This window comes from Paenibacillus sp. TC-CSREp1, from assembly GCF_050171015.1.
Taxonomy (GTDB): domain Bacteria; phylum Bacillota; class Bacilli; order Paenibacillales; family Paenibacillaceae; genus Paenibacillus; species Paenibacillus silvae.
Genome location: NZ_JBNOKM010000004.1, coordinates 94,841 through 118,255, shown reverse-complemented (window position 1 = coordinate 118,255; position 23,415 = coordinate 94,841). Strand labels below are relative to the sequence as shown.

The following is a 23,415-nucleotide window of genomic DNA, read 5'->3' as shown; positions in this document are numbered from 1 at the left end:
TTTAATCTATATTATCCGTGAGACATATCATTGGCTGAGCAACGGATAAAGATGTTATAATGCTCCGTTATTAAACACTATATAAAGCTAGGTTCTTTGTTTGTTAGCATGTACCTTGCATCTATTATCCTAATGTCGTTTGCATAATCGGTTAGAGTCTGAAACTCTGGCCAGGCAGTAACAATGACACAAATATCACTACCTGCTACGATTTCATCCAGGGAGTTTGCCATCTTTAATGGAAGACTGTAGTGCTCTTCAAAATTCCTCATAGCCATCGGATCATAAGCAGAGAGATTGGTGCATCCCTCATCCAGAAGTGCTTCGATAATCCCTACTGCGGGGGAGTACCTAACATCATCGCTGCCAGGTTTAAAAGCTAAACCGAGTATGCCGATTTGTTCATCCCGATGTTTGAGTCGTCCGATTACTTTTCTGACCGTATGTTCAGATATATCAAGATTTACTTCCATAACAGCGTTCAATATCTTTGCATCGACACCATATTGACTTGCCGTATTTTTCAGAGCAAGAGTGTCCTTAGGAAGACAGTATCCTCCAAATCCGCAGCCGGGATAAACATAATTAACCATTCCAGCCGGAGAACCTGACCACCGTTTATCCATGTGTAAGAGATGGAATAACTCAGGTATATTCACCTGTCCTATATGTTCTGCAATGAGTGCCTGTTCATTTGCGAAGCTGATCATCGCTGCGAGCAACGCATTGGAAGAAAATTTAAGCATTTCTGCTGTTTCTGCGCCCACTTGGGCACATGGCACGGCAAAACTTTCATAGAGCTTTACAAGTAAATCTGAAGTTACCCGATCTAATTCCCCTATGATGATTCGATCAGGGTGCATAAAGTCATCCCAAGCGTTACCTTCTCTCAAAAATTCCGGATTGTATGCCAAGCCGATGTCTTGTCCAACTCGAAGTCCGCAATCCTCTATAACTGGCTTGATCTTGGTGCGCATCGTGCCTGGAGGTATGGTTGATTTAATTATGATGCTTGGATAAGCATCTTTGGGTGAAAATCGACAAATGTCTTTGACTACATCAAGTAGAGTAGACAAATCGAGGCCTGCTCTTTCATGGTAAGGAGTCCCGACACATATAAAAATCAGTTTAGCATCGGAAAGGGATTCCTCCAGACTGTCACACAGTACTAAATTTTCATTCAAATGTTCGTTCAACATTGGGGGTAAACCTGGCTCATGAAATGGAAGCTCACCCTTGCTCAATGCCATTCTTTTATAGATATCCGAGTCATATGCCTTTACCGAATAGCCCTTTTCCGCGAATCCCAGCGCGGCAGTTAGTCCGACAAAACCTAATCCAACAACTGTAATACCCATTGAATCTCTCACAATCATTGCCCCACCCCGCAGCTGATCAAGTAACGCCGGATTCCTTCTTCTAATCCGATTTCAGGATTGAAACGAAGGAGTTTTCTCGCTTTTTCAATGCTGGGGCATCTTCGTTGAGGGTTATGAGTCAAATAATGGGGATCAGCTGATTCTTGATATGTAACTGCAGGAAAATACCCTGTTAGTTCCCTTGAACATTCAGCAAATAGTTGTGCAAGACGGGATACGCTGATTTCTTGGGAATCGGCTCCAATATTAAATACATCAAATTCAGAATGAGTTATGACTTTAAAATACCCCACGATGGCATCCGCGATATAACAATACGTTCGGGTTGGTGTACCGTCTGATAGAATATCAATTGCTCGCTTTTCTTTGATCGATTTGGCAAAGTCTGCAGCAACTCTCTGATCACTCAGCTCAAGCCCGGGACCATAATTGTTGAAGGGGCGAACAATACGCACCGGGAGCTGATGCTCTTGATGATACAATGAGCAGATCGTTTCTCCCATCCGCTTGGACTCATCATAACAAGCCCTCGGTCCAATAGTAGCTACATTACCGTTGTATTGTTCTGATGTGGGTATATACTCTGGATCGGGATTACCGTAAATCTCGCTGCTTGAAAAATATAATATGCCTTTCGGTTGGTGAGACAGACAACTATGTAAAAGGCGCTGCAGGCCAAATACATTAGCTTCCAGCGTACGCAGCGGATACTTCCTGTAAAATGATGGTGATGCGATTGATGCCATGTGAAAGATATAATCAGTCCCCGAGATATAATCAGAAAATGAATCCGTAGTCACGTCAAAGACAACTGCAGTTAAGGGCTCCCCTTCGGCCTGAAGCCGTTCAAGCCATGAAGGGATTCCTTTAGGAAAACGATCCAAAACAGTAATATGTTTAATCGGTGTGCCTGACCTGTTTGTATGTAAAAGGGCAAGCACGAGGTAGTAACCAATAAAACCTCCACCTCCGGTAATTAAAAACCGACATCCTGAGAATAAATGTCTCTGCTCCAATTTTTGAGTTATATAGTCCAAGTCTTCTTCAATGATTTCATTTCCGAAGAAACCAGGCTCCCATTGAAGGTTGAATGTACGAGATTGGTCATGTTCTATTGAATCTAACCCCATATTTTCCATGGTGCATTCCCTTCCTCCCATAATTGTTCCAATTCCTGTTTGTCCCGAATCGTATCCATACACGCCCAATAACCTTCATGATAATAGGCCATTAATTGCCCCTGATGAGCAAGCTCTGGTAATACATGGCGCTCTAACTCTGTCTGATCTCCATGGATATAATCCAATACCTCTGGTTCCATAACAAAAAAACCTGCGTTTATCCATTCATCAGATAACTGTCCCTTCTCTTGAAAGGAGGTTACTGTGCGATCCTGACATTTCATTATGCCAAAGCGGGATTTGGGTCTAACTGCTGTTACGGTTACAAGCTTGCCGTGACTTTTATGGAAGCTTATCAGCTTATGAAGATCGATATCCCCTATACCGTCGCCATAAGTTAACATAAAGGGTTCATCGTGTAGACGATGTTTCATTCGCGCTATTCTTCCCCCGGTCATTGTGGCTTGTCCCGTATCGATTAGATTGATTTTCCAGTTCAATTTTGTTGCTGTTAGTAAATCGGTTTGATTTTGATCCAGATTCACCGAGAAATCGTTATATAAAAACGGGTAATCCAGAAAATACTTTTTAATATAATTAGATTTATATCCCAGAGCGAGCTCGAACTCATGAAACCCCTGCGAACTATAGATATGCATAATGTGGCACAAAATTGGCATGTCACCGATCTCAACCATAGGTTTAGGGCGTACTCTCGTTTCCTCTGCAAGTCTTGTACCTAAACCTCCACATAGAATCACTGTTTTCATTAGAAGTGACCCCCTTCGTTTCCGGTTTCGTGACTCATGGCTGCATGTTGCTGTGCATAATCCATAATCGTTTGATGCCATATCATTCGTTCAATACTTAAATATCCTTCTGCTTGTTGATCATCAGGGTGAAGACAGCGTTTGGCGAATGCCTGTAGTTGATTTACATAATAATTCATGGGTTCAAATTGTTTTAAATAATTGTGCGGATTAGAATCGTTCAGACGAATTTTCAAGCTGTAGAAGCCTGTTAATGGTCTGAAAAAGTTCGGGACAACCACTGTTGCCCGCTCGAAGTAAATCGTATGCATGGCTTTATAAGGGAGTTCGAATGAAGTCAAAACATCCGCTTCAAACCCATTACCATATCGAAGTTTGGCATTAAACGTCCAGTCACAGCCATCCGGGCCATCAAAATTAGAAAAAGCTGAAGCTTGACTTCCTTTCAGACCTACTAGTTGCTGTATCCATTGAAGCCAGTAACAACCAAGGTCATTAAAGCTGCCTCCGCCCTTGAGTTTCACACTACGATAATTATCACGATGACCATTCGGTGCTGGGATGCTAATACGGGTTTCTGTCCGATGTAACAAGCCGTATTGACCAGAGCTTACAATGGCTTTGAGAGCAGCTTGCCAGGGATGATGTGCAGTTATTATCCCTTCCATGAAGACGAGTGAAGGAGATTGCTTCAGAGCACTCGCAAGTTGCTGGGCATCCTCCTTCCCTAATCCCGCAGGTTTTTCTACGAGCACATGTTTGCCAGCCTCAAGTGCACGTAAAACCCATTCCATATGGAGGTCATTGCTAAGTGCAATATAAACGGCATCAACATGCGGATGCTCCAGTACCTCCTCAAGAGAGTGCAGGACATGAGGGATGGAGTACCGTTGGCCCAGGTGAAGTGCTTTCGAGCGGGTACGATTAGCTATGGCTACTACTTCCACCTGTGGTATATGCGAAATGACATCCAAAACAGCACGGCTCACGATAGCTGCACTGCCAAGTATGCCAAGCCTGCAAGTTTTTTTGTTGAGCTCGTTCATATATGAGTCAGCGACGATGAGCCATGCAGGTATAATACATTGCATTTGGAACAGGCGGGGGACAACTGTTTTCCTAATGTCGTTCGTATTTGATCATAAGCTTTGGAATGCCAAATATCCGATAATGATTGATCATGCAAGTTGCCTACAGAAAATTCAGAGAAAAATTTACAGGCACTTACATTACCCGTTGGTGTAATATCTGCTCTTGTGCTCAATGCCAAACAATTCGAAGCACAGCGTGAAGTCATTGAACGACCACTCACGAAATCTTCGATTTCATCAAAGTCCAGTCCAGGCTGATATCGAATTCGTGTTTTCCATGTATGTTCATTAATTACCCTGAGATCCATCATTAGTGCTGGAATATGTTCGGGTTTGATGCGATATTTAAAAGCATGCCAGCTGCTGCGGTGCTGTTGATCCATGGGATGAAGCCAATTGAATTTTTCCTGAAAAAAGGTATCCATTTCTGCCGATGTTTCATGCGAGATATACCAGGGGAAGCATAATAAAACCAGATCAATCCCTTTTTCTTCAAAGAATTTCATTAATGGATGTAGTTGACCAATCATACTGTCGTTAATGACCGTGTGTATCGATATTTTCCCCTGAAACTTTCCTTCTTTACGTAGTTCCATCAGCCGGTCGATCTGTTTCATCACTTTGTCAAAGGATCCTTTTCCACGTATCAGATCATGTTCTTTCTCGAACCCTTCAATGGCAATAAGTAACTCAAGGTGAGGTGAGATACGACACAACTCATCTTCAAACTTCTCGATCAGGTATGCGTTAGTACAAATCGTTGTTTCACGGGGGTCTTTTTCAAGCAAGTCGAGAATACCACGAATATCCCGGTGGAAAAGCGGCTCTCCACCCCATAAATATAGTCTGGACTTCGTATTATGAGTTTCTTCCAATACGCGCTGAAAAACAGCAAGGTCCATGTCCATATTTTGTTCCGTTTTGTCCATATCGTGATGGTAGCCCGACTCATTCCACTGGTAACAGTGCTTGCATCGCAGATTGCATCGATTGGTCAGTTTTAATGCAACCACTTCGGGCATGTCCATCTTAAACGAAGGGTTTAGCTTTCGTTCTCTATGCGGAATAACCACATTTCTCATCGTCCGTTTCAAAATCTCAAATGATTTATCATCCATTTCTACCCGACTGTTAGGCTGCATCATATCTCTTCCTTTCAGACTGAGATTTTGTTAAAAACTTGGCCGCGTTTTTGCCTATTACGGTTTTTCGTTATAAAACAGGCAGCATCCTTGGCATATAGGCAAAAGATGCTTACGAAGATAACGCCGATATTGCTTGTACTTTTCCCCTCTCCAGATCGCAGCAATGCTCTCCTCATTAACGTTGCCCAGCGTAAGATCATAATAAGCATGACAGGACGTAACATCACCTCTGGCGTTAATTTCTGTACTGATCCACGGAAAAGGACAGCGTTTTTTAATATGCGTCATCGAATGCCAGTTAGCGGTGAAGTATTTCCTGATGTTATCTTCTGACATCTGTTGAGGATACGTATTCATATATTTGTTATTTTTTTCGCAAAATTCAGCTAGACGTTGAACTTGCTTCTCAATAAGACCCGCATCCATGTCAGAAAAAATTGCTGGATCACAGATAAATCCTTTGGATAGAGGCGCCTCTTGTACTCCAAATTCTTTTCTGAGAATCCCGCTATACTGTTGATGGTTTTCCTCCGTTATATAAGCCTGCAGCTCAATACTGATGCAATCCAGGTTGGAAATATCAATGGATTCAAAGAAAAATTGTTCCAGGTGCCGGTGATTTGCAGGTGTAACAACTGTACTAATCCCAATCTGCGGATATGCACTTCCTGCTTGTTCTCTTAAGGAAAGCAGTTTGTTGATTCCGCGAATCGCTTTTTTAAACACACCCTTACCACGCTGAGCATTATTAATTTCTTCCGGACCATCAAGTGAAATCCATATCCGTTCAGGCGGATATTGAATTAACATCTCCGCATGTTTCTCCAAAAGCGTTCCATTCGTCGGAAAATGAACTTTGCTACCTGCTTCATGAATGGCCTGAAGGATTTCACCAATTTGGGGATGCAACAGAGGTTCCCCTCCGTAGAGCTCGTAGTAAGGTTGGGCGGGTTTACAGGTAGCGATAATATCGCGAATCACATCGATGCTTAACTGGTTTAAAACCTTATACTCACGATAAGGACCGTTCTCTCCCCATTCGTAACACATTCTGCATCGAAGATTACAGCTCTCAAGCAGTTGTAAAAAAACCCACTTGGGTAATGAGACATCAAGATTTGGCATGGTTATTGTGGATTCAATCTGCATGTAGTGCCTCCTTCTCGGAATGAATGAAGCGGCTCATATATTCTGTGGAATAATCTTGAATCTGTTCTCGTCTAGAGATCAGATTATGAGCAAGTTGTGCTAGTATATCTTTGGAGTAGCCCTGCTCAGCCCATACGTTGTACGGTATGCCAAACCCGTTTTCCTCCCAGATGGATGCATTGCGCTTCTCATGCTCACCAAATGGTTCAAGCATAATGAGTGGTGTGCCTGATGCTAAAGAATCCATCAAAGCCCCCGCACCAGGCTTGGATACAACTGCCATAGCTTGGCGAACCAATCCATAGAGTCCATGATGTTCAATTGGTGTTTTGTAAACAAAAGGTTTACCAGAATCCGTAACAACGTAGGGAGGAAATGTGTGCACACCAGACTCGTCTCTGAACCATGTCCGCCAATGAGGATCATTCATTATATAGCGTAAACCTGGCGTATTTGAAGGAACCACCTCATCTTCCGTGTATGCTACAATATCCAAGTCATACCCGTGTTCAGTGTCCAAGAGCTGACGAAGCTTTTCCTTGAAGGTTCCAATGCCCCATCCTCCTCCATGAATAACGAGTCGACTCGGCCGTTCTTCATATGGAACCGACGGCTTGTCATCTACATCAAGTCGATACATCATCTCAAGCCTGTTCGGATGATACATCGGAACTTCCCGATAACATGAGGCATAATCCGGTTTAAGCTTCAGTAATTGTTTCCATGAGGGAGAAAGACCGGAGTCCACATATAACAGATCCACGTCAATTTCATCCTTTGTTCGTTCACGCATAATATTCAGCAAATGGACCCAATGCCCAGACAACACGATAAATCGAGTACGTCTTTCCATCATCCACTGGTCAAGTAGAGACTCTACTGCAGCCAAGTTCAGACTTTGGCGAATGTCTCCAGGTATTCGTTGTGATGCAAGAGCGACAGCGAAATTTTCACGATAAGCCTGTCTGTTTTGGTCTGTTTTGAATTGCTTATCTTCCTCCATCACGTTTTCAAATACTTCAACGCAGGTTTCCAGACCGAGTTGTTGTAACCTTCTAGCAATGATTAAGCCCGGGATATAGAAACCCAATCCAAAACCGGAACACAATATAGTAATCTTTTGACCCATTCGCACCGTCTCCCCTGGCAAAATAAGCTTGGAATCCCGACAAACTCGGGTTACGTAATCAAGTTTAGCCCGGAATCCAGCAATGACTGGTTAACTCCGGCAACTAGATTTTGCATATGCTGCTGGCTCTCGTAAATGACTGCAAAATAGAATCGTCCCATAGTACGTTCGTTCAGATCAAGATTTGTTAAAGGAGAAATAAGAGTTCCCGAAGAGAGTGGCAAGATGCCCATTCCCCTCTCTTTGGTGTACAAGATCTGCTGTTGACTTAAATTTTGAAGCAAGTGCTCATATTGGGAACGGGCAGGAACTGCGAGATTGAACTGTACCAAGCTGCTATGCAGCTGTGGATTGGAAATTAAGCTATCTACACCGTGCTTAATTAAACTCATGGATTTTCGGGCATTTATTTCAACCAGTGGCTCTATTGAACCATCTTGTAATATCATAGAGTCGATACAAACATCGCCAAAGTAGCCGTCTTGGTATAATAAACTTCCGATTTCTAACATTTGATTCGTATAACCTGAAGCATACAGATGCGCTTTAAACGATTCACTCATCGTATGTGAAGCGCCGAATGCGTATCCATGATTATCAAGTTGTTGAAAAGAAACGAGTTGAACGTCGCCCGATTCATGAATATAAAGCTGGCAAGAGAAATCAAATTTACGATCTAGCAGAGGTTCTATGACAAAACGAATCAACTTTCCCTGTGCTGCTTGTTTATCCAGATGCTTGATCAAACGAAGCAATGCTTTTTCGGAGTGAATGAGTAAATTCCCTTTTCCAGACACACCAAACTCATCCTTTAGAAGCACGGCACCTTCACGGAGCATTTCATTGGCGATCGCAAGCAGTTGTTCCCTCCCCTCGACCACTCTGCCGATATTCGGCAGGCTCAACCTATCACGCATTTTAAGTGAGTACGATTTAGCATTAATTCGCTGTACAATATTTTGCCCGGGATAATGGGATGTAAGATGATATCTTTGTGCAAAATCTAACGTCCCAGGAATCACTGCAAACGCTTCCAATGTTGTTTTCTCCAAGGAAAAGCAAGATAGTAGTTGATCCGTAACATCAGAGAGATTCATGATTTCAAATACATTTAAGTTATCAATTTCGCTCTCCCTTTCTGCGCTAAACCATGGATTTCGATTCATATGGATGTCATATCCGATCGAGCGAATGTAATCATATTGAACGGAGTCCATGACATGGCGCGTGAGTAACAAGTCTCCGGTTTTACAAAAGACAAACAGAAGCTCGTCCATGGAATCAGTAATCTTCTTTGTTTGTATATTTTGTATGGTAGGAATAGAAGCAAGCCGGGAATCGCGCCAGTACCGCTCTGCTTCAAATGATCCACAATGTAAAGCAAAATTCATACGCTGGCCGCCATCTCACGGATAAATTGTGAAAATTTCTGTACGGACTGCAGATGCTCCAGACTGAAATGATCAAAATCAACTTCAATATCAAACTCTTCTTCAATACGTAAAATAAAATTAATAATATTCAGTGAATCCATTCCTGCATCATGAGTTAGGTCAGAGGATTCGTTCAGCTTGTTAACCAGGCTTGGTTCTTCCTTGATTTCAGCTATGATCTCAATAATTTTAGTTATCATTTTATACAGCCTCCCTTTTTCGTAGTACCAATACGATATCTGTCTGAGGTACAAATAAATTGTAATTCGTTACATGCACTTGTCTCGTTTCGGTTACGGATTCAATCTTTAATTCAGGAGGAAGACAGCGCTCGATATGAGTAATTAATGTTTCTTTGGTAAATCTCCAAATTACACCATCAATCGAAGAGTTCGCCATATAACCGCCGTCCGTTACAGAACCTGCAAGAGACTTGAGAATAACCGGGTCCGCGATAATGATAGATCCACCGTCACGTAACAGTCTGCAGCTCTCAATGAAAGCTTTTTTGTGGTGACGAATGTGATGAAAGCTTCGTGCGAACAAAACCATATCGCAGCAATGTTCAGGTAAAGAAGTCGGCTTATCAATAAAGGCATGGATATAGGCATCGAACCTTCCCCACTTCTTTCCAAGTTTCAGTGCATTTAAATTCGGATCCATGTTGAGAAAACGAATATCCTTCTGCTTGCGAAGATACTTGTTCAGTAAACCTGTACCGCAGCCCACCTGAAGAACGTCGCCCCTTAAAGCGGGTAAAACTTTGTAGACATTACGAGGAATCGGGAAATTTTGAACGTACATGGCTAATTCGTAGAAAATCGGATAACGCTCTTGCAGTCGAACCAATTTACTGGTGTAGAAAGGCTTCCGCTTTTTGTGACGTTTAAAGTCCCATTTGTTCAAATAGTAGACGGGGGATAATAACAAGAACAGAATAATAAAGACTCCTTGGACGCTATAAATTCCAAGTTTGCTAAAGCAATCATTGGACTTATGAGGCATCATTTGTTCAGAAGTATCGAAAATGATCACTCCCCTCTCACAAAGTTATAAGTGGTGTAGAACTTAATTCTAGCAAGATAGAGTGATCCAATATATGGTTGAATGCGCCAAAAAATACAGATATACTGTCCGTAAGCAGTGCTTCCTACCAAATGACTTACGAAGCGGAGGAAATCTGATCATGCACAATTCAATTGTATTTAGAGAAGAGTATTTTTTTGACTCCTTTACCCCCGTTCATTTGAAGCTGACAAAAGAAGAGCCGTTTACGATGCTACATCATCATGATTTTGTTGAAATCGCTTATGTATATGAAGGAGAAGGGCTTCATCAGATCGGGGATCAATGTATTCTGGTCTCTAAGGGAGATTTGTTTGTTATCCCCCCTGGTGTATCACATGCGTTTCAACCACTGGATTTGAAAGAACAGGCCCCGTTATATATTATGAATTGTCTGTATAAGCCGTTTTTGGAGAAATCATTTTTTCGTGGAGGACGCACATGGTCTATGTTCGTCGAGCAACGTAATGAATTTCGCAATGTATTCAGACAAATGTTACATCAACAGGAGGCTCGTACCGCACCATATTTAGCGGCTGCTCAATGCCAGTTACTGAATAAACTATTCTACATTCTCTACAATAGTAATCAGCAGAAATTGTACAGAAAGACCGAGATCAAGGATTTCTCTATACACCGGGCGATTCAATATATGGGAACCCATTATAGGGATACACTTACACTTCAAAAAATAAGCCAGCTTGTTGCGATGAGTACAAGAAATTTTCAACGAATGTTTAAAAAAGAAACGGGTATCAGTTATATTCAGATGTTGCAACACATTCGTATGTTATACAGTTGCAAATTGCTGGAGTATTCAAACTGGAGTGTTCAACAAATTGCTCAAGCGATTGGTATCGATGACATGAAATATTTTTACAAATTATTTAGAGAACATTGTGGAACGACTCCAGGGGCATATAGGCAATACATAGGGATTTCTGCGGGGTTAATTCGGGAGGAACCGACATGTTAGATATTCAACCTCTCAAAAGTTTCGATACCCCCTTTCAAGTAACGTCTTGTATTGATGATCACTTCAAAACGGTTTCTAATTGGCTAGGTAGAGATATGAGAACGATGTACGCAGATGCATGTGTCTTTGAGTACGATGCTGATTCACAACAACTTTTGCTGGATCGCATCGTCTATCCCCGTTTAAACCTGAGTTATCTGGACACCTATCATGGTATACAAGTTGATTTTAGAGATCGAGATTTCAGTGGGACTATGCTGAACAGCAACGAGGATGAAAAGCCATTTCTGGACATGCTGCAGTCTGAATTAGGTGCCGGCATGGCTGTACTGGTAGGTATTGATGTGTACTATTGTCCATGGTCTGACGGGTATCTCAAAACGCATGCACGGCATTCCTGTCTTGCTGTAGGCATAGACCTGAAAGACCAGAAAATAATGCTGGTGGATGCGTATTACGGACAAAAAAATATGGAGATGGAGCTCCAATTGTTTTTGAATATTTCATTTTACTACGCTATCTTTCGTATAACGGATCCCTGCTCTTTTCACAACGATTGGAAAGGACTGCTATCTTCCAGTTTATATGAACAAACGGGCGTGCCAACAATGCAAAACAGTATCCGGAACTTAGAGCAATTTGCTGAGGCATATTTAAAAGAAGGAATCGTTATTTCAGATCCCAAAATGGATACACAACACGCTATCTTTCAATGGATGAAGTTTTCAATGGCCAGACTTAGATATGCATCGTTTATCTTTTACTTACATGAACGTTCTCAGGAAAATATGTTCCATACGATTGGAGGACAATATTTAGAGCTTGCTAGAAGGTGGGATGCTGTCATGCATCAGTCCATCAAATGTTGTTTTTCTGGCAACGCCTTGAGTCAGCGTCAGAAAATATATAATAAAATGCTCTTTATTATTCAACATGAGAGCGATTTGCTAAATCAATTGCAGGATTTGGCGTAATCCACTATATATCTTATCCGTTCACTTCTGTAAATTTGAAGTTAGATGAAGTTATCAAATTATACAGGAGTGATTTTTTTATGTTTCAACATCATCAGATTGCATTAAATCAGTTGGTCGAGCTTTTGAAACCTGACCCTACGATTAGAGCCATTATAACGGCTGGCTCAATCGCTCAAGGTAAAGCCAGAGAAAACTCGGATATTGACGTTTACATCGTCGTTACAGATGATTCTTTTGAAGAGAGAAAATTGCAGCATCAATTATCGTATGCCAATCATGAGATCTGTGATTATCCTGAAGGCTATATTGATGGCAAAATTATCAATTATGGTTTCTTGGAACTTGCAGCTGCACAAGGCAGTGAACCTACAAGGTATTCTTTCTTGGGTTCTAAGGCCGTGTATTCAACCATTCCTCAATTAGATGAACTCCTACATCGCATCCCTGTATACCCGGAGCAAAATCGCGAGAAAAATATAATGGATTTTTATGCGGAAATTTACTTGCACGCTTTCTATTTTGCAGGAGAAGCCGTCAAAAAAAACAATCCTTATCTGCTCTCCCATGCAGTTAGCAATTTAGTTTTATTTGCCGGTCGTGCAATTTTGGCGATAAATCATCAGTTGTTTCCCTGCCATAAAGGTCTGATGAATGCAGTCTCTGGTGTAACGAATAAACCGGAAGGCTTTGTAGAATTAACTAATGATCTCATCGCTCACCCGAATTACGAAAAATGCATGGATTACGCGAAGGTCATGCTTGGATTCTATGATCCTAACATTGCATTCGAGCAAGCGCTTACTATTTTTGTGGCTAACAATGAATGGAACTGGATTGATCAGGAACCGCCTTTAGCGGATCGTTAAGTAGAATAAAGGTAACACGAGTTTCCAAAATATCGCCTCTCATAGTAAGGGATCGAATGAGAACAAACCCACAAGACCATCAGTTATTAAGTGTGATGGCCTTGTGGGTTATTGTTGAATGCTGTTGAACGTATGTTAGAGCGTAAGACCGCCGTCTGCTACAATTATGGAACCCGTCATATAGCTCGAGCCATCTGATGCGAGGAATGCTACAAGCTCAGCGAGTTCCTCAGGCTCAGCAAAACGCCCAATTCGCATATTAGGGAATTCTTCCGGCATGTAATCACTATTCTGAAGCATTTGTGGTACAGCTGCTGTTAGTGTGGTTGCTACACCGCCAGGACAAATCGCATTCACACGAATTCCTTTCCTTACGTATTCAATGGCTGCTGCTTTCGTTAGACCTGCAACACCATGTTTACTTGCTGTATATGCTGCAAGGCTATGCTCTGCACGGATGGCAGTTGTGGAGGCTGTGTTAATCACGTGACCATAGCCTTGTTGATCCATCACCTTAAGCGCATGCTTCATACCGAGGAAAATCCCTTTCAGGTTGACATCAATAATTCGTGAAAAATCGCTCAGCCCTGTTTCGTGGAAAGGTTGGAATTTTTGGATGATTCCGGCGTTGTTAAATGCTACATCAATCTTGCCAAACGTTTCTACCGCTTTTTGAATATAGTTTTGAACATGCTCTTCATTAGATACGTCTGCTTGAACGAAGATGGCTTCCCCCTCTTGCTCTTTCACAAGTTCAAGAGTTTCGTTACCTGTAGCCTCGTTAAAATCAACCAATACTAATTTAGCTCCTCTCGAAGCCATAAGGACTGCACTTGCTCTACCGATGCCACTGCCCGCCCCCGTGATCGTAATCACTTTCCCAGCCAGAGAATCTGATTTTTTGTTCACCGTTTGATTTACTGCCTTTGGAGTCTCTTCTTCTACAAAAGTTACATTAGCGAGATCTGCTTTTAATGCATCCAAAATCGTTTCAGGCAAATCCACCTGAGGAATAGCGGCAAGTTGATCGAGTGTAAAATGGGAAGCCATTTTGAATGAAGGTTCGTTAATAAATTCTGGCAGATGTTTAGCAAGAAGTGCAGTTGCTTCAGCGTTATTTAATAATTCCGAAATTTTGATGTTCTCATTGTAGTTTGTCATGTGATCCTCCATTTGGTTTTTTTTTTTTTTGATAGTAAGGCTATCATTACAATATAAATAATATCATTTTATGTCGAAACTTGCAATCCTTCTATTCATATTGGAATAGATGAATACACTTCGCTTTTACAGCGATGATTAAGAATGAAATACCGGAATTTGCCGCAAAGCATCATTCAATTGTGTTTTTGCTTCTTGGGTTAACTTGTTACCTCCGTAATCTAAAATGATACGAAGTGATACTCCCATGGCATCTGGATGAGGCTCATCTCCAATTTCTGGCATAGCATCAAGAATTAACTTTTTACAGCTGTCATTCTTCCATAACGCCCCTAGTTTTACATCCAGGCTGTACTCCAGCACCTCTTCCTCAGGTAAATGCTCGAGATCTGCAACAAATTCTCCGAATACACGGGTCATCCAGTTTGTACATAAACCAAACCATTGTGCAACGGAGGGGTCCACCATGCTGATCAGACCCATTGACGTTTGTGCACGCGCAAGAGACAGTCCGTGAGTACCTGCAGGAAAAATATGCAACTCAAAAGGTACGTTTTGGCGAGTCAAAGCGTCCGCAAACGCAAGGGAGTTATGCACAGGTACGAGCTTGTCATCAAATGTGTGGAATATAAATGTCGGTGGTGTGAGCTGATCCACCTTCTGATCTACACCTGGAACAGGGACTGGAAAAATCGCGCTCATTTCTTCGAGAATACAAGGATAGCCAAGAATCAAAGCATCAGGACGAACAGAACCCATCGTACTTAGTGCTGCAGCCAAATGTCCACCTGCGGAGAAACCGCAGACGGCAATTTTTTGCGGATGGATGTCCCATTCTGCACTATGTGTGCGAATAAGCTTCAAGGCCTCTTCTGCATCGTTGAGAGGTCGTGGAAATGCAGCATCTTGATTGAGCGAGTACCGTAAAATAAAAGCCTGATATCCTTCGGCTAAAAAACCCATAGCAATCGGTTCAGCCTCCCGATCAGAGCAGGCTCTGTACCCTCCGCCTGGGAGGATAAGTACCGCAGGCCGCTGCTTCATATTCGGCATCTCGGGTGATGAATCCAGCAGATAGGCAGTCAGGGTAACATTTGTATTGCTCAAGTCATACGATAGAAGTTTCATATACGTGCAGGTCTCCTTTTATATAAATGTAGTTTCAAGAAAAGGGATACTTCCATTGTAGATTTCAGGGAAAGGCTCTGCTATAACGCGATACAAAGATTAAATAGCGAAATCGAAAGAAATCATTCCAAACAAAAAAACCGCGAGATCGCGGTTCAATTGCAGTTTAACGACCTGTATGCTGTTGAATATTCGGATTCAGAAACGAACCGGGAATTCATACAATCCACGAATAATCATGCCGGGACGCCATGTTAATGGTTCGGGCTCGTTCTTGAATTGAATATCCGGCATTCTACGCAGAAGTTCATGAATTGCAATTTCTCCTTCTAGTCTGGCAAGTGGTGCTCCAAGACAAAAGTGAACACCTTTACCAAAAGCGAGGTGATTGTTTACCTTACGTGTGATATCGAATGTATCCGGGTCAGGAAAGTGAAGCTCATCACGATTCGCTGAAGAAAAGGACACAAACAACATCTCACCTTTACGAATGTGTTTGCCTCCAAACTCTACATCCTCTGTAGCCCAGCGAATGTTACTCACTTCAGCAGGGCCATTGTAACGCAGAATTTCTTCGATAGCTGGCCCTATAAGTTCAGGCTGCTCCAACAATAATTGTTTCTGTGCTGGATTTTCGATCAAGGCTAACATACCGTTTCCAATCAGATTCACAGTCGTTTCATGCCCAGCGATAATTAATACAAATACAAGGGCATATAATTCTTGCTCGGATAAAACATCCCCTTCTTCCTCGACAGTAATGAGGTCACTGATTAAGTCTTCCTGAAGTGACTGTCTTCGATCTGCAATCAGTGTCTGTAAATACTCTACAAATGCACGCATAACTTGATCGCTCTGTTCGTTCAGTTCAGGATTGTTGAAGCCTTCCATAATGATGTTGGACCATTCGCGAAATTGAATCTGATCTTTGTGAGGCACGCCCAACATTTCACAGATGACGATGATCGGTAAAGGGAATGCGTAGTCCTCGATCAGATTCATCTCTTTTTTCCCTTTTGCCAAAACCTGATCCAGTAAATCGTTGCTAATTTCATAGATGCGGCTCCTTAGGCGTTCAATCATACGTGGAGTGAATGCTTTTTGGATTAATCTTCTTAATCGGCGGTGATCCTCAGGGGAGACACTGAGCAAGTTGCGTGAGATGATTTCCTGATGAGGGGGGACGAAACCATCGGACTCTTGCACATAAGGAGGATTGGTTACAAAACGCTGATGGTCTTGCAAAATCGTTGAAACATCCTCGTAGCCGGTTACTAACCAGGCAAAATGCCCGCTAGGTAAAAGGAAACGGTGAACAGGGTCTTCCTTTCTCAAATGCTCGTATACGGGGAAAGGATTCTGAATAAATGCTTGATTCATAAAATCAACTTTGGATTGAGACTCGTTTTTATTTCCATGCGTAAACATAACTTCACTTCTCCTTCTCAAAATGATAGTTATAATATCAATTCAATATAAATTCTATCACGCACGAATATAACTTTCAAATTTTGATAAAATGATCATTTTTTGCATAGAAAAGCGCACAAGAATATGTTGTGCGCTTAGAATAATCGATATAAATCCAGGGTTTAAACCAGTTGAATCGTCATCAACTTGAGATCCAACTTATCCAGCTCTTCCTCCGGTGTGTTGAACGAAGGATAACTGGACAGTTCGCGTATACTTGCTTCTCCCATAGGACCAATGGTTGAGGGGTCCAAGGAGGCAAGCGTAGGTGAAAGCTCTTGCAGCATACTCCGGCTCTCTTCATTACGAAGCAGCACATTGAGAGGTGTGCGTGTACTCAGTGTTTCTTTGTATGGAGTAGAGGGCATATAATTAAAATCGTAATTGCCGCTGGCTACTTCAATGCAGACTTCATGGTCACCCTGTAATACCGGAAGACCGGCATCTGATAGTACAATCCCGTTCATGATGACATGGTCAATAATTGCGTGTGGCAGCTTAATTGTTGCTGTCGCATTAAAGGGAACGGAGAAGCTTAAATACAATTTGCCTTGCTCGTCAAACTTCCATTCACTTCTGTAAGCTCCAGCTGCCGTATCAATGTGGGTTTTTATCCATTTAATTCTGAAGTCTGGCATTGGCGCAAGCACGGTATGACGGAAACCAGGCTGATCTTCAGTAGGATTGATGCCTGCCATGTGACGATACATCCATTCCACGATCGCACCATAAGCGTAGTGATTCAACGAATTCATACCGCTTTCGCTAATGTTCCCATCGGGTAAGATGGAATTCCACCGTTCCCAAATCGTTGTAGCTCCTAAATTAACGGCATACAGCCAGCTTGGGTAATCATCATTAAGCAAGAGTGTGTAAGCCACATCATTGCTTCCGTGTGCTGACAGAACACGATTCAAATATGGCGTGCCAACAAACCCGGTTTTCAGATGATTTTGATCTCTGCGTAAACGCATGCGAATATCTTCCTCAATTCGCAACACATACTCTTTCGGTACGAGATCCATATACAAGGCGACCGCATATGCAGTTTGGGTATCTACTGCCAAACGCCCGTTTGCTGTGAAAAATTCATTTTGAATGGCTGCTCTAACTTCTTGCGCCAGCTTTTCGTAGGAGCTAGCAAGTTCATTGTGGCCAAGCACCCTCGCAGCTTTGGCAACGATTTCCGAGGAATACGCATAATATGCTGAAGCAATGAAGAAATTGTCTGTTCCGCCCATCGGGGAATCGGGATTATCTCCGTCTAGTGCCAACCAATCACCAAAGTGGAAACCCACTGTCCAGAGACGTGTTCCCCCAGACTCTTCGTCTGAACGTTTGATGTAATCTACCCATGCTTTCATGCTATCAAATTGTTGCTCCAGGATGGCCTTATCTCCGGAATGTACATACGTATTCCAAGGAATAATCGTCGCCGCGTCTCCCCAAGCGCTTGAGCCACCGCCCTGCACTCGGCCCACAGGAACGACCATTGGAACCATTCCATCCCGATCCTCCTGCTCTTTCCACAAATCATAACCATATTTATTGAAAAAAGCATACGTGTCCATATTGAAGTTAGCCGTGCCTGAGAAGACCTGTGCATCTCCAGTCCAGCCCATACGCTCATCCCGCTGAGGGCAATCTGTAGGCGTATCCAGAAAATTTCCCTTTTGCCCCCAAAGTGCATTTTGGAACAGACGATTTACGCCGGTGTGACTGGTCTCCAGATAACCGATGCGTTCCATATCAGAGTAAACTACACAGCCTGTAAAATCATTCAGATCCAGCTCTCCAGGCCAGCCTTCTACCTTGACATAGCGGAAGCCGTAAAAGGTGAAGTATGGACGTACAACTGCTTCCTCACCATTTGCTGTATATACGTATTCCGCTTTGGCTGACCGAAGGTTTTCACGGAAAAAATTCCCTTCCTGCAATACTTCGCCGTATTGTAAGCGAATCATGGTTCCATGCGGTGCTTTAGTGCGGAATTGAAGCCAGCCGACCATATTTTGTCCCATATCAATCACGGTTTCACCTGCTGGTGTGGTCAAGACAGATACAGGGTTTATCGTTTCCTTGATGACTACCGGGAGACTTCTTCTGGCTTGAAGCCGTTCGTATCCCAGATCGCTTTCACGTACCGGATAGGTTTCACTTACGTCCAGTGTGGCGTCGTAAATTTCTCCATCGTAGATGTTGCCATCCAAGACATGCGAGCGAGTGGCGTGCCAGGACAGGTCCGATGGAATGACTTCTTCCGTACCATCGGCGTAAGTAATCACGAATTCGGACAACAAAGCAAAATGATCTCCATACAGATTGGCTGTTGTGTCACCTTCGAAACCAAAACGCCCCTTATACCAGCCGTTACCCAGACCCACATCCACCGAATTTGTACCTTCCCGCAGCAAATCTGTAATATCATATGTCTGATATTGCAGCCATTTGTGATATGCATTATAATGCGGAGCCAGATATTCCTCCCCTGCTTTGACCCCGTTTAATTCCAATTCATAGATGCCCAAACCGCAAATGTAAGCTCTTGCCTCCGTAATCGGACCTCTTAATTCGAAGCTTTTCTTCATCACGGGATGAATATCCCTGTCCAGATCAGGTGTAATCCACGTGGCCGTCCAGGATTCATCCATTTTTGCTGTTTCAAACCAGGCAGTTTCACTAACGGCCTGTTCCCCACGTTCATTCCACACGGTAACTCTCCAGAAGTATCGTGTCCGTGGAGCTAATTCCAAATTTGGCGAGTACGCAAGTGAATTGATATCTTGTTTCTTCCCACTGTTAAATACGAGCTGTGAAAAAGATTCATCAAGAGCGATTTCGAACTGTGCTGCAATTTGTTTCGTTGCCGTAGTATCTGTAACCATGTAAGAAAAGCTTGGATTGAATATTTCAAATCCTAGTGGATTGGAGATATGATTTGTTTTTAGCTTCGTAACCTTCATCTAAGTAACCTCCCGTGTCGATTCGCGAAATTCAGCTGTTAATGATTCGATGTTATGGCCTAGTTTCCATTGGAGTGGTACCACTCGTTTACTTCGTTTGTAATTTGTCTCCCGCCAGAATTCATCCACTTTTGTACAAACTCATCAAACGCAGTAAGTGGCTCCTCTCCATAAATGATCGAGTTAAAGGTTTCCAGTTCGATTTTTTGCAAATAGGTGTTTCGGGCTTGCATTGTTTTGGTCGGAGGACCCTGATACAGATTGCTGCGATCAATCTGCCTCTGCTGATTCTCCACAGCATCTGCCTGCATGGAAAGAAATTGTGTTTCGTCCTTGGGGTCGATCCCCATACTTAGTAATATAGCGCGATCATGAAAACTGAGAGTTTTACCTTGACCCATTTTTAGTGATGCTGCTTTGATTCGGGAAGGATAACTCGCATATTGTCCCATAAGGGTGTACTTATACGTGCTTACTTTTCCTCCAGGAATGTCCTTGCTGTTGCTATTTACGGATCCATCCGAGTTGATTACATAATCGTACCCGTTTTGATAAGCGCTAAGATACAAAGGATCATCGGTTATTGTAGCTTCGTATAAATAGTTCTGATACTTGAAGAATGCCTGTAAAGCTTCTTCTGAGATATGCCGGCTTATCATCAATGCTCCACTGTATGAGTTTCCTTTCAAGCGGGCCGCGGTTCCGTCCATCCCAACAGGAATTGGATAAGGTACAAACTCGGCTGACGGGTCCTTGGCTTTTAGTTGCTGAAAAGGATAGTCACTAAACCAGCGGGGGCCAGCAACTATACCTACTTTTCCATCAATGATATTCTGATTCACTTGACTAAAGTCTTGAAGTGCTAGGTTATTTCCAATGTAACCTTTTCTTTTCCATGATTTTAATGTCGCAAGCGCTTGTTTAATCTGAGGCTGAACACTTCCGTACACGAGTTGGTCTTTTTCATTCTTGCTCCATATACTCGGGATCGCTCCATATGCACCGAATACCCATGAGATATCCCCTATCGGTGAGACGACGTACTGGTCTTTAATTGCAAAATCAATACCGTAAGTGTCCTGTTTGCCATTTCCGTCCGGATCATCATAGGTAAAGGCATTCATGACGGTCTCTAGTTCGTTCAGATTGTTAGGAGCTTTGAGATTCAAGTGCTCCAGCCAGTCCTTGCGAATCCAGAGAACAGACTGTGATGTTTGCTCCGTAATGATTGGAATAGCCATACGCCTTCCATTGATCTCAAAAGGTTTCCAGGCTTCTGGCACTTCTGCCATTGCTGCTTTCCATGCGGGCGAAGCATAACGCTCCCAGGCTTCTCCTGCATCCAAGAGTTTTCCTGAAAGCATAAACGTGTTGACTGTATCCATTACATTCGACGTAAAAACATCAGGTAATACATCATCAGAAGAGAGCATTAGCCGAAGCTTCATATCATAGTCTCCTGCTGGGGCACTCCATTTTGTACGAATGTTTACACCGAGTGTGTGATAAGCCCAGCGACTATGTACATTATCTGCAACATTTTCGCCGTTTTTATATACAGTGGTCGGTTCATTCATTTTGACCGTTGTCAGCAGAACTGCCGATTGAACGGGCTCAGGTTGTGGCATCTTGGGACTACATCCTGAAGTGAGCAGGATCAGACATAAGAATGAAAGAGAAAGACAAATTGATTTCCAGTTCATACGAATTAAGCTCCTTCATCATCATGATATCGTGCCAGTGGTTAAGTCTATATAACGCTTTTTCAACATTACATAATTCATTCTTAACCTTACTTCCATATGTAAGTTAAATGGGTTGTAATTCACAGTTGGCAAGTCTACAATTAGGTGAATTTAGTTCTTGGCAGGGGGAATTTCAGATTGAGAGAGAAATACAGAACATTTCTGAATATGGTGGCAATTACGTTCATTATGCTTGTTTCCGTGCTTGTCATGTATACCTTTTCCGTTCAATCCAGTCTGGATACGGTACAGAAAGACATTAAAACCAATAATCTCAATCGTGTGGAATTTGTAGTCAATTCGCTGGACCAAGCCTTGAACCGGTTAAACATGTTATCCATATCAATGGAAACCGACAACTCGATTGCTTTGTTGCGCTCGGTTGATGTGATGAGCTCCTACGAACAGGTACAATTAATTCAGAATATTGCTACAAGAGTCAATCTTCAAAGTTTGTCAGAAGGATGGAACAGCAAAATCTCCATCTATTCTACACTTTTGAAACAATGGATTATTTCTTCCGAGATTGGCATGAAAGCTCCAGTTGTTAACTCCAAAAATCCAGGATGGGAGTATGATAAAGCCTCAGATAAATACTACAAGTATAAGGTGATACCACAGGCTATTATTCGACTTGAATTTCCTCGAAGTAATCTTGAAGATATGGTAGAGAACTCCCATCAGGGAGAGAATGAATCTCTATTTTATCACTCTAACGGGGATTCTATCACACGTAAGCTAGCCAATCCGGTAACATCTAATATTCTAAAAGAGATCACAACTCATCTTCAACCCACTTCCGGTTCTGAGACCGTGTCAGTAAACGAAGAAAAGTATATCGTAAATTATGTTTATTCTCATCAGCTCGGATGGTATTTAATTGACTTCATGCCGCTTGACAGGGCTTTACAACCCATTCGTTTCACTCAGTTCTGGTTCTATGCTTCTTGTACCATGCTGTTTGTAGCAGGAATCACGATCATTGTGGTTCTCTTCCGTAAAGTACAGATTCCAATCCTCGCCTTGTTGAAAGGTGTTCGACTTTTGAAGCGTGGAGACTTCTCTTATCGAATACAGCGGGAGAGCAGTAACGAGTTTGATTTTTTATATGGACAATTTAATGATATGGCTGGGCAAATCGAGGATCTGATTGAAAAAGTGTATAAAGAGAAAATTGTAGCAAGGGAAGCCGTGTTAAAGCAGCTGCAGGCTCAGATTAATCCCCATTTTCTGTATAATTGCCTTTTCTTTATCAACAATATGACGAGATTGGGTAATGAGGAAGCGGTGACAGCCATGACACAAAATCTGGCTGAATATTTCAGATATACGACGCGATTGGACGAACCTATGACAACCCTTGAAAAAGAGATGGGGATCATACGCAACTATCTTAAAATTCAGAGCTTACGTATGGATCGGCTCTCCTATGAGATTGAAATTCCGGAGGAATTAAAGACTGTGCCGATTCCGAAACTGCTCATTCAGCCTTTGGTGGAAAACAGTATCATTCATGGCATTGAAACAAAGCGTGATTCTGGCGTCATACACGTCTCAATAAAACGTATTGAGCATGGGATCTGTATCAGGATAGATGATGACGGAAAAGGAATGAGTACGGATGATATCCTTGCACTTAAGGCCAGGATTGCAAAACCTCCGATCGATACGTTGGGATGTGCGCTTTGGAACATTTCGGAACGCTTAAGAATACATGATCCTGTACATTCACATCTCGAGTTTGAGCAAAGCCCGCTGGGTGGTCTGAGCGTCCAGTTACATTGGTCTCTTGAACCACAACTGAGTGAAAACATGGAGTGAGCTATGAAATTAACCTCATGGATTCT

Annotated in this window: 19 protein-coding genes; 4 read left to right on the top strand and 15 right to left on the bottom strand. The window is 42.5% G+C overall.

Features of this window, described 5'->3' with window-relative positions; genetic code table 11:
* Positions 1 to 77: 77 nt before the first annotated feature.
* The 10 genes from ACQSGY_RS07160 to ACQSGY_RS07115 are packed head-to-tail and all read right to left on the bottom strand — an operon-like array spanning position 78 to position 10,066.
* On the bottom strand, positions 78 to 1,370 hold the full coding sequence (locus ACQSGY_RS07160) for a UDP-glucose dehydrogenase family protein (RefSeq protein ID WP_427051304.1): 1,293 nt from the start codon (positions 1,368 to 1,370) through the stop codon (positions 78 to 80).
* 2 nt (positions 1,371 to 1,372) lie between these two features.
* Positions 1,373 to 2,518 (bottom strand): NAD-dependent epimerase/dehydratase family protein, encoded by a 1,146-nt coding sequence (locus ACQSGY_RS07155; protein WP_427051303.1) that lies wholly within the window; start codon positions 2,516 to 2,518, stop codon positions 1,373 to 1,375.
* The gene (gene rfbF, locus ACQSGY_RS07150; RefSeq protein WP_427051302.1) at positions 2,500 to 3,270 is read right to left on the bottom strand and encodes a glucose-1-phosphate cytidylyltransferase; all 771 of its coding nucleotides are present in this window, start codon (positions 3,268 to 3,270) and stop codon (positions 2,500 to 2,502) included. The genes ACQSGY_RS07155 and rfbF overlap by 19 nt, the downstream gene beginning before the upstream one ends.
* Positions 3,270 to 4,316 (bottom strand): Gfo/Idh/MocA family protein, encoded by a 1,047-nt coding sequence (locus ACQSGY_RS07145; RefSeq protein WP_427051301.1) that lies wholly within the window; start codon positions 4,314 to 4,316, stop codon positions 3,270 to 3,272. Before ACQSGY_RS07145 ends, rfbF begins: the two co-directional genes overlap by 1 nt.
* On the bottom strand, positions 4,313 to 5,503 hold the full coding sequence (locus ACQSGY_RS07140; protein WP_427051500.1) for a radical SAM protein: 1,191 nt from the start codon (positions 5,501 to 5,503) through the stop codon (positions 4,313 to 4,315). The genes ACQSGY_RS07145 and ACQSGY_RS07140 overlap by 4 nt, the downstream gene beginning before the upstream one ends.
* Positions 5,504 to 5,560: 57 nt before the next feature.
* Positions 5,561 to 6,655 (bottom strand): radical SAM protein, encoded by a 1,095-nt coding sequence (locus ACQSGY_RS07135; protein ID WP_427051300.1) that lies wholly within the window; start codon positions 6,653 to 6,655, stop codon positions 5,561 to 5,563.
* On the bottom strand, positions 6,645 to 7,784 hold the full coding sequence (locus ACQSGY_RS07130) for a UDP-glucuronosyltransferase (protein ID WP_427051299.1): 1,140 nt from the start codon (positions 7,782 to 7,784) through the stop codon (positions 6,645 to 6,647). The genes ACQSGY_RS07135 and ACQSGY_RS07130 overlap by 11 nt, the downstream gene beginning before the upstream one ends.
* A gap of 50 nt (positions 7,785 to 7,834) precedes the next feature.
* Positions 7,835 to 9,175, bottom strand: coding sequence for a hypothetical protein (locus ACQSGY_RS07125; RefSeq protein WP_427051298.1), 1,341 nt, complete (start codon positions 9,173 to 9,175; stop codon positions 7,835 to 7,837).
* Complete coding sequence (locus ACQSGY_RS07120) at positions 9,172 to 9,417, bottom strand: acyl carrier protein (protein ID WP_427051297.1); 246 nt, start codon at positions 9,415 to 9,417, stop codon at positions 9,172 to 9,174. Before ACQSGY_RS07120 ends, ACQSGY_RS07125 begins: the two co-directional genes overlap by 4 nt.
* 1 nt (position 9,418) lies before the next feature.
* A complete protein-coding gene (locus ACQSGY_RS07115; protein ID WP_427051296.1) occupies positions 9,419 to 10,066 on the bottom strand; it encodes a class I SAM-dependent methyltransferase in 648 nt (215 codons plus the stop codon).
* Positions 10,067 to 10,304: 238 nt separating this feature from the next.
* Here ACQSGY_RS07115 and ACQSGY_RS07110 point away from each other — a divergent pair, with 238 nt between their 5' ends.
* The 3 genes from ACQSGY_RS07110 (at position 10,305) to ACQSGY_RS07100 (ending at position 13,101) form a co-directional block, all read left to right on the top strand.
* A complete protein-coding gene (locus tag ACQSGY_RS07110; RefSeq protein WP_427051295.1) occupies positions 10,305 to 11,258 on the top strand; it encodes a helix-turn-helix domain-containing protein in 954 nt (317 codons plus the stop codon).
* Positions 11,252 to 12,232: a hypothetical protein gene (locus ACQSGY_RS07105; protein ID WP_145402055.1), complete on the top strand. Its 981-nt coding sequence runs from the start codon at positions 11,252 to 11,254 to the stop codon at positions 12,230 to 12,232. Before ACQSGY_RS07110 ends, ACQSGY_RS07105 begins: the two co-directional genes overlap by 7 nt.
* Positions 12,233 to 12,312: 80 nt before the next feature.
* Entirely contained in the window at positions 12,313 to 13,101 is a 789-nt protein-coding gene (locus ACQSGY_RS07100; RefSeq protein ID WP_427051294.1) for a nucleotidyltransferase domain-containing protein, read from the top strand.
* Between the two features lie 135 nt (positions 13,102 to 13,236).
* On the opposite strand, the gene ACQSGY_RS07095 is transcribed toward ACQSGY_RS07100, so the two are convergent.
* The 5 genes from ACQSGY_RS07095 to ACQSGY_RS07075 form a co-directional block, all read right to left on the bottom strand.
* Entirely contained in the window at positions 13,237 to 13,989 is a 753-nt protein-coding gene (locus tag ACQSGY_RS07095) for an SDR family NAD(P)-dependent oxidoreductase (protein ID WP_427051499.1), read from the bottom strand.
* Between the two features lie 411 nt (positions 13,990 to 14,400).
* The gene (locus ACQSGY_RS07090) at positions 14,401 to 15,390 is read right to left on the bottom strand and encodes an alpha/beta hydrolase (protein ID WP_427051293.1); all 990 of its coding nucleotides are present in this window, start codon (positions 15,388 to 15,390) and stop codon (positions 14,401 to 14,403) included.
* A 198-nt stretch (positions 15,391 to 15,588) separates the two neighbouring features.
* Positions 15,589 to 16,818 (bottom strand): cytochrome P450 family protein, encoded by a 1,230-nt coding sequence (locus ACQSGY_RS07085; protein ID WP_427051292.1) that lies wholly within the window; start codon positions 16,816 to 16,818, stop codon positions 15,589 to 15,591.
* A 164-nt stretch (positions 16,819 to 16,982) separates the two neighbouring features.
* Complete coding sequence (locus tag ACQSGY_RS07080) at positions 16,983 to 19,823, bottom strand: family 78 glycoside hydrolase catalytic domain (protein WP_427051291.1); 2,841 nt, start codon at positions 19,821 to 19,823, stop codon at positions 16,983 to 16,985.
* Between the two features lie 59 nt (positions 19,824 to 19,882).
* Positions 19,883 to 21,451 (bottom strand): hypothetical protein, encoded by a 1,569-nt coding sequence (locus ACQSGY_RS07075; protein ID WP_427051290.1) that lies wholly within the window; start codon positions 21,449 to 21,451, stop codon positions 19,883 to 19,885.
* Between the two features lie 285 nt (positions 21,452 to 21,736).
* Here ACQSGY_RS07075 and ACQSGY_RS07070 point away from each other — a divergent pair, with 285 nt between their 5' ends.
* Positions 21,737 to 23,389, top strand: a complete 1,653-nt coding sequence (locus ACQSGY_RS07070) for a sensor histidine kinase (RefSeq protein ID WP_427051289.1) — start codon at positions 21,737 to 21,739, stop codon at positions 23,387 to 23,389.
* Positions 23,390 to 23,415 lie beyond the last annotated feature (26 nt).

Coding starts and splice junctions, on each gene's coding strand:
- ACQSGY_RS07155 (WP_427051303.1), bottom strand. CDS start 2,518: ATGGAAAATATGGGGTTAGATTCAATAGAACATGACCAATCTCGTACA.
- rfbF (WP_427051302.1), bottom strand. CDS start 3,270: ATGAAAACAGTGATTCTATGTGGAGGTTTAGGTACAAGACTTGCAGAG.
- ACQSGY_RS07145 (WP_427051301.1), bottom strand. CDS start 4,316: ATGAACGAGCTCAACAAAAAAACTTGCAGGCTTGGCATACTTGGCAGT.
- ACQSGY_RS07140 (WP_427051500.1), bottom strand. CDS start 5,503: ATGCAGCCTAACAGTCGGGTAGAAATGGATGATAAATCATTTGAGATT.
- ACQSGY_RS07135 (WP_427051300.1), bottom strand. CDS start 6,655: ATGCAGATTGAATCCACAATAACCATGCCAAATCTTGATGTCTCATTA.
- ACQSGY_RS07130 (WP_427051299.1), bottom strand. CDS start 7,784: ATGGGTCAAAAGATTACTATATTGTGTTCCGGTTTTGGATTGGGTTTC.
- ACQSGY_RS07125 (WP_427051298.1), bottom strand. CDS start 9,175: ATGAATTTTGCTTTACATTGTGGATCATTTGAAGCAGAGCGGTACTGG.
- ACQSGY_RS07120 (WP_427051297.1), bottom strand. CDS start 9,417: ATGATAACTAAAATTATTGAGATCATAGCTGAAATCAAGGAAGAACCA.
- ACQSGY_RS07105 (WP_145402055.1), top strand. CDS start 11,252: ATGTTAGATATTCAACCTCTCAAAAGTTTCGATACCCCCTTTCAAGTA.
- ACQSGY_RS07100 (WP_427051294.1), top strand. CDS start 12,313: ATGTTTCAACATCATCAGATTGCATTAAATCAGTTGGTCGAGCTTTTG.
- ACQSGY_RS07090 (WP_427051293.1), bottom strand. CDS start 15,390: ATGAAACTTCTATCGTATGACTTGAGCAATACAAATGTTACCCTGACT.
- ACQSGY_RS07085 (WP_427051292.1), bottom strand. CDS start 16,818: ATGTTTACGCATGGAAATAAAAACGAGTCTCAATCCAAAGTTGATTTT.
- ACQSGY_RS07080 (WP_427051291.1), bottom strand. CDS start 19,823: ATGAAGGTTACGAAGCTAAAAACAAATCATATCTCCAATCCACTAGGA.
- ACQSGY_RS07075 (WP_427051290.1), bottom strand. CDS start 21,451: ATGCCACAACCTGAGCCCGTTCAATCGGCAGTTCTGCTGACAACGGTC.
- ACQSGY_RS07070 (WP_427051289.1), top strand. CDS start 21,737: ATGGTGGCAATTACGTTCATTATGCTTGTTTCCGTGCTTGTCATGTAT.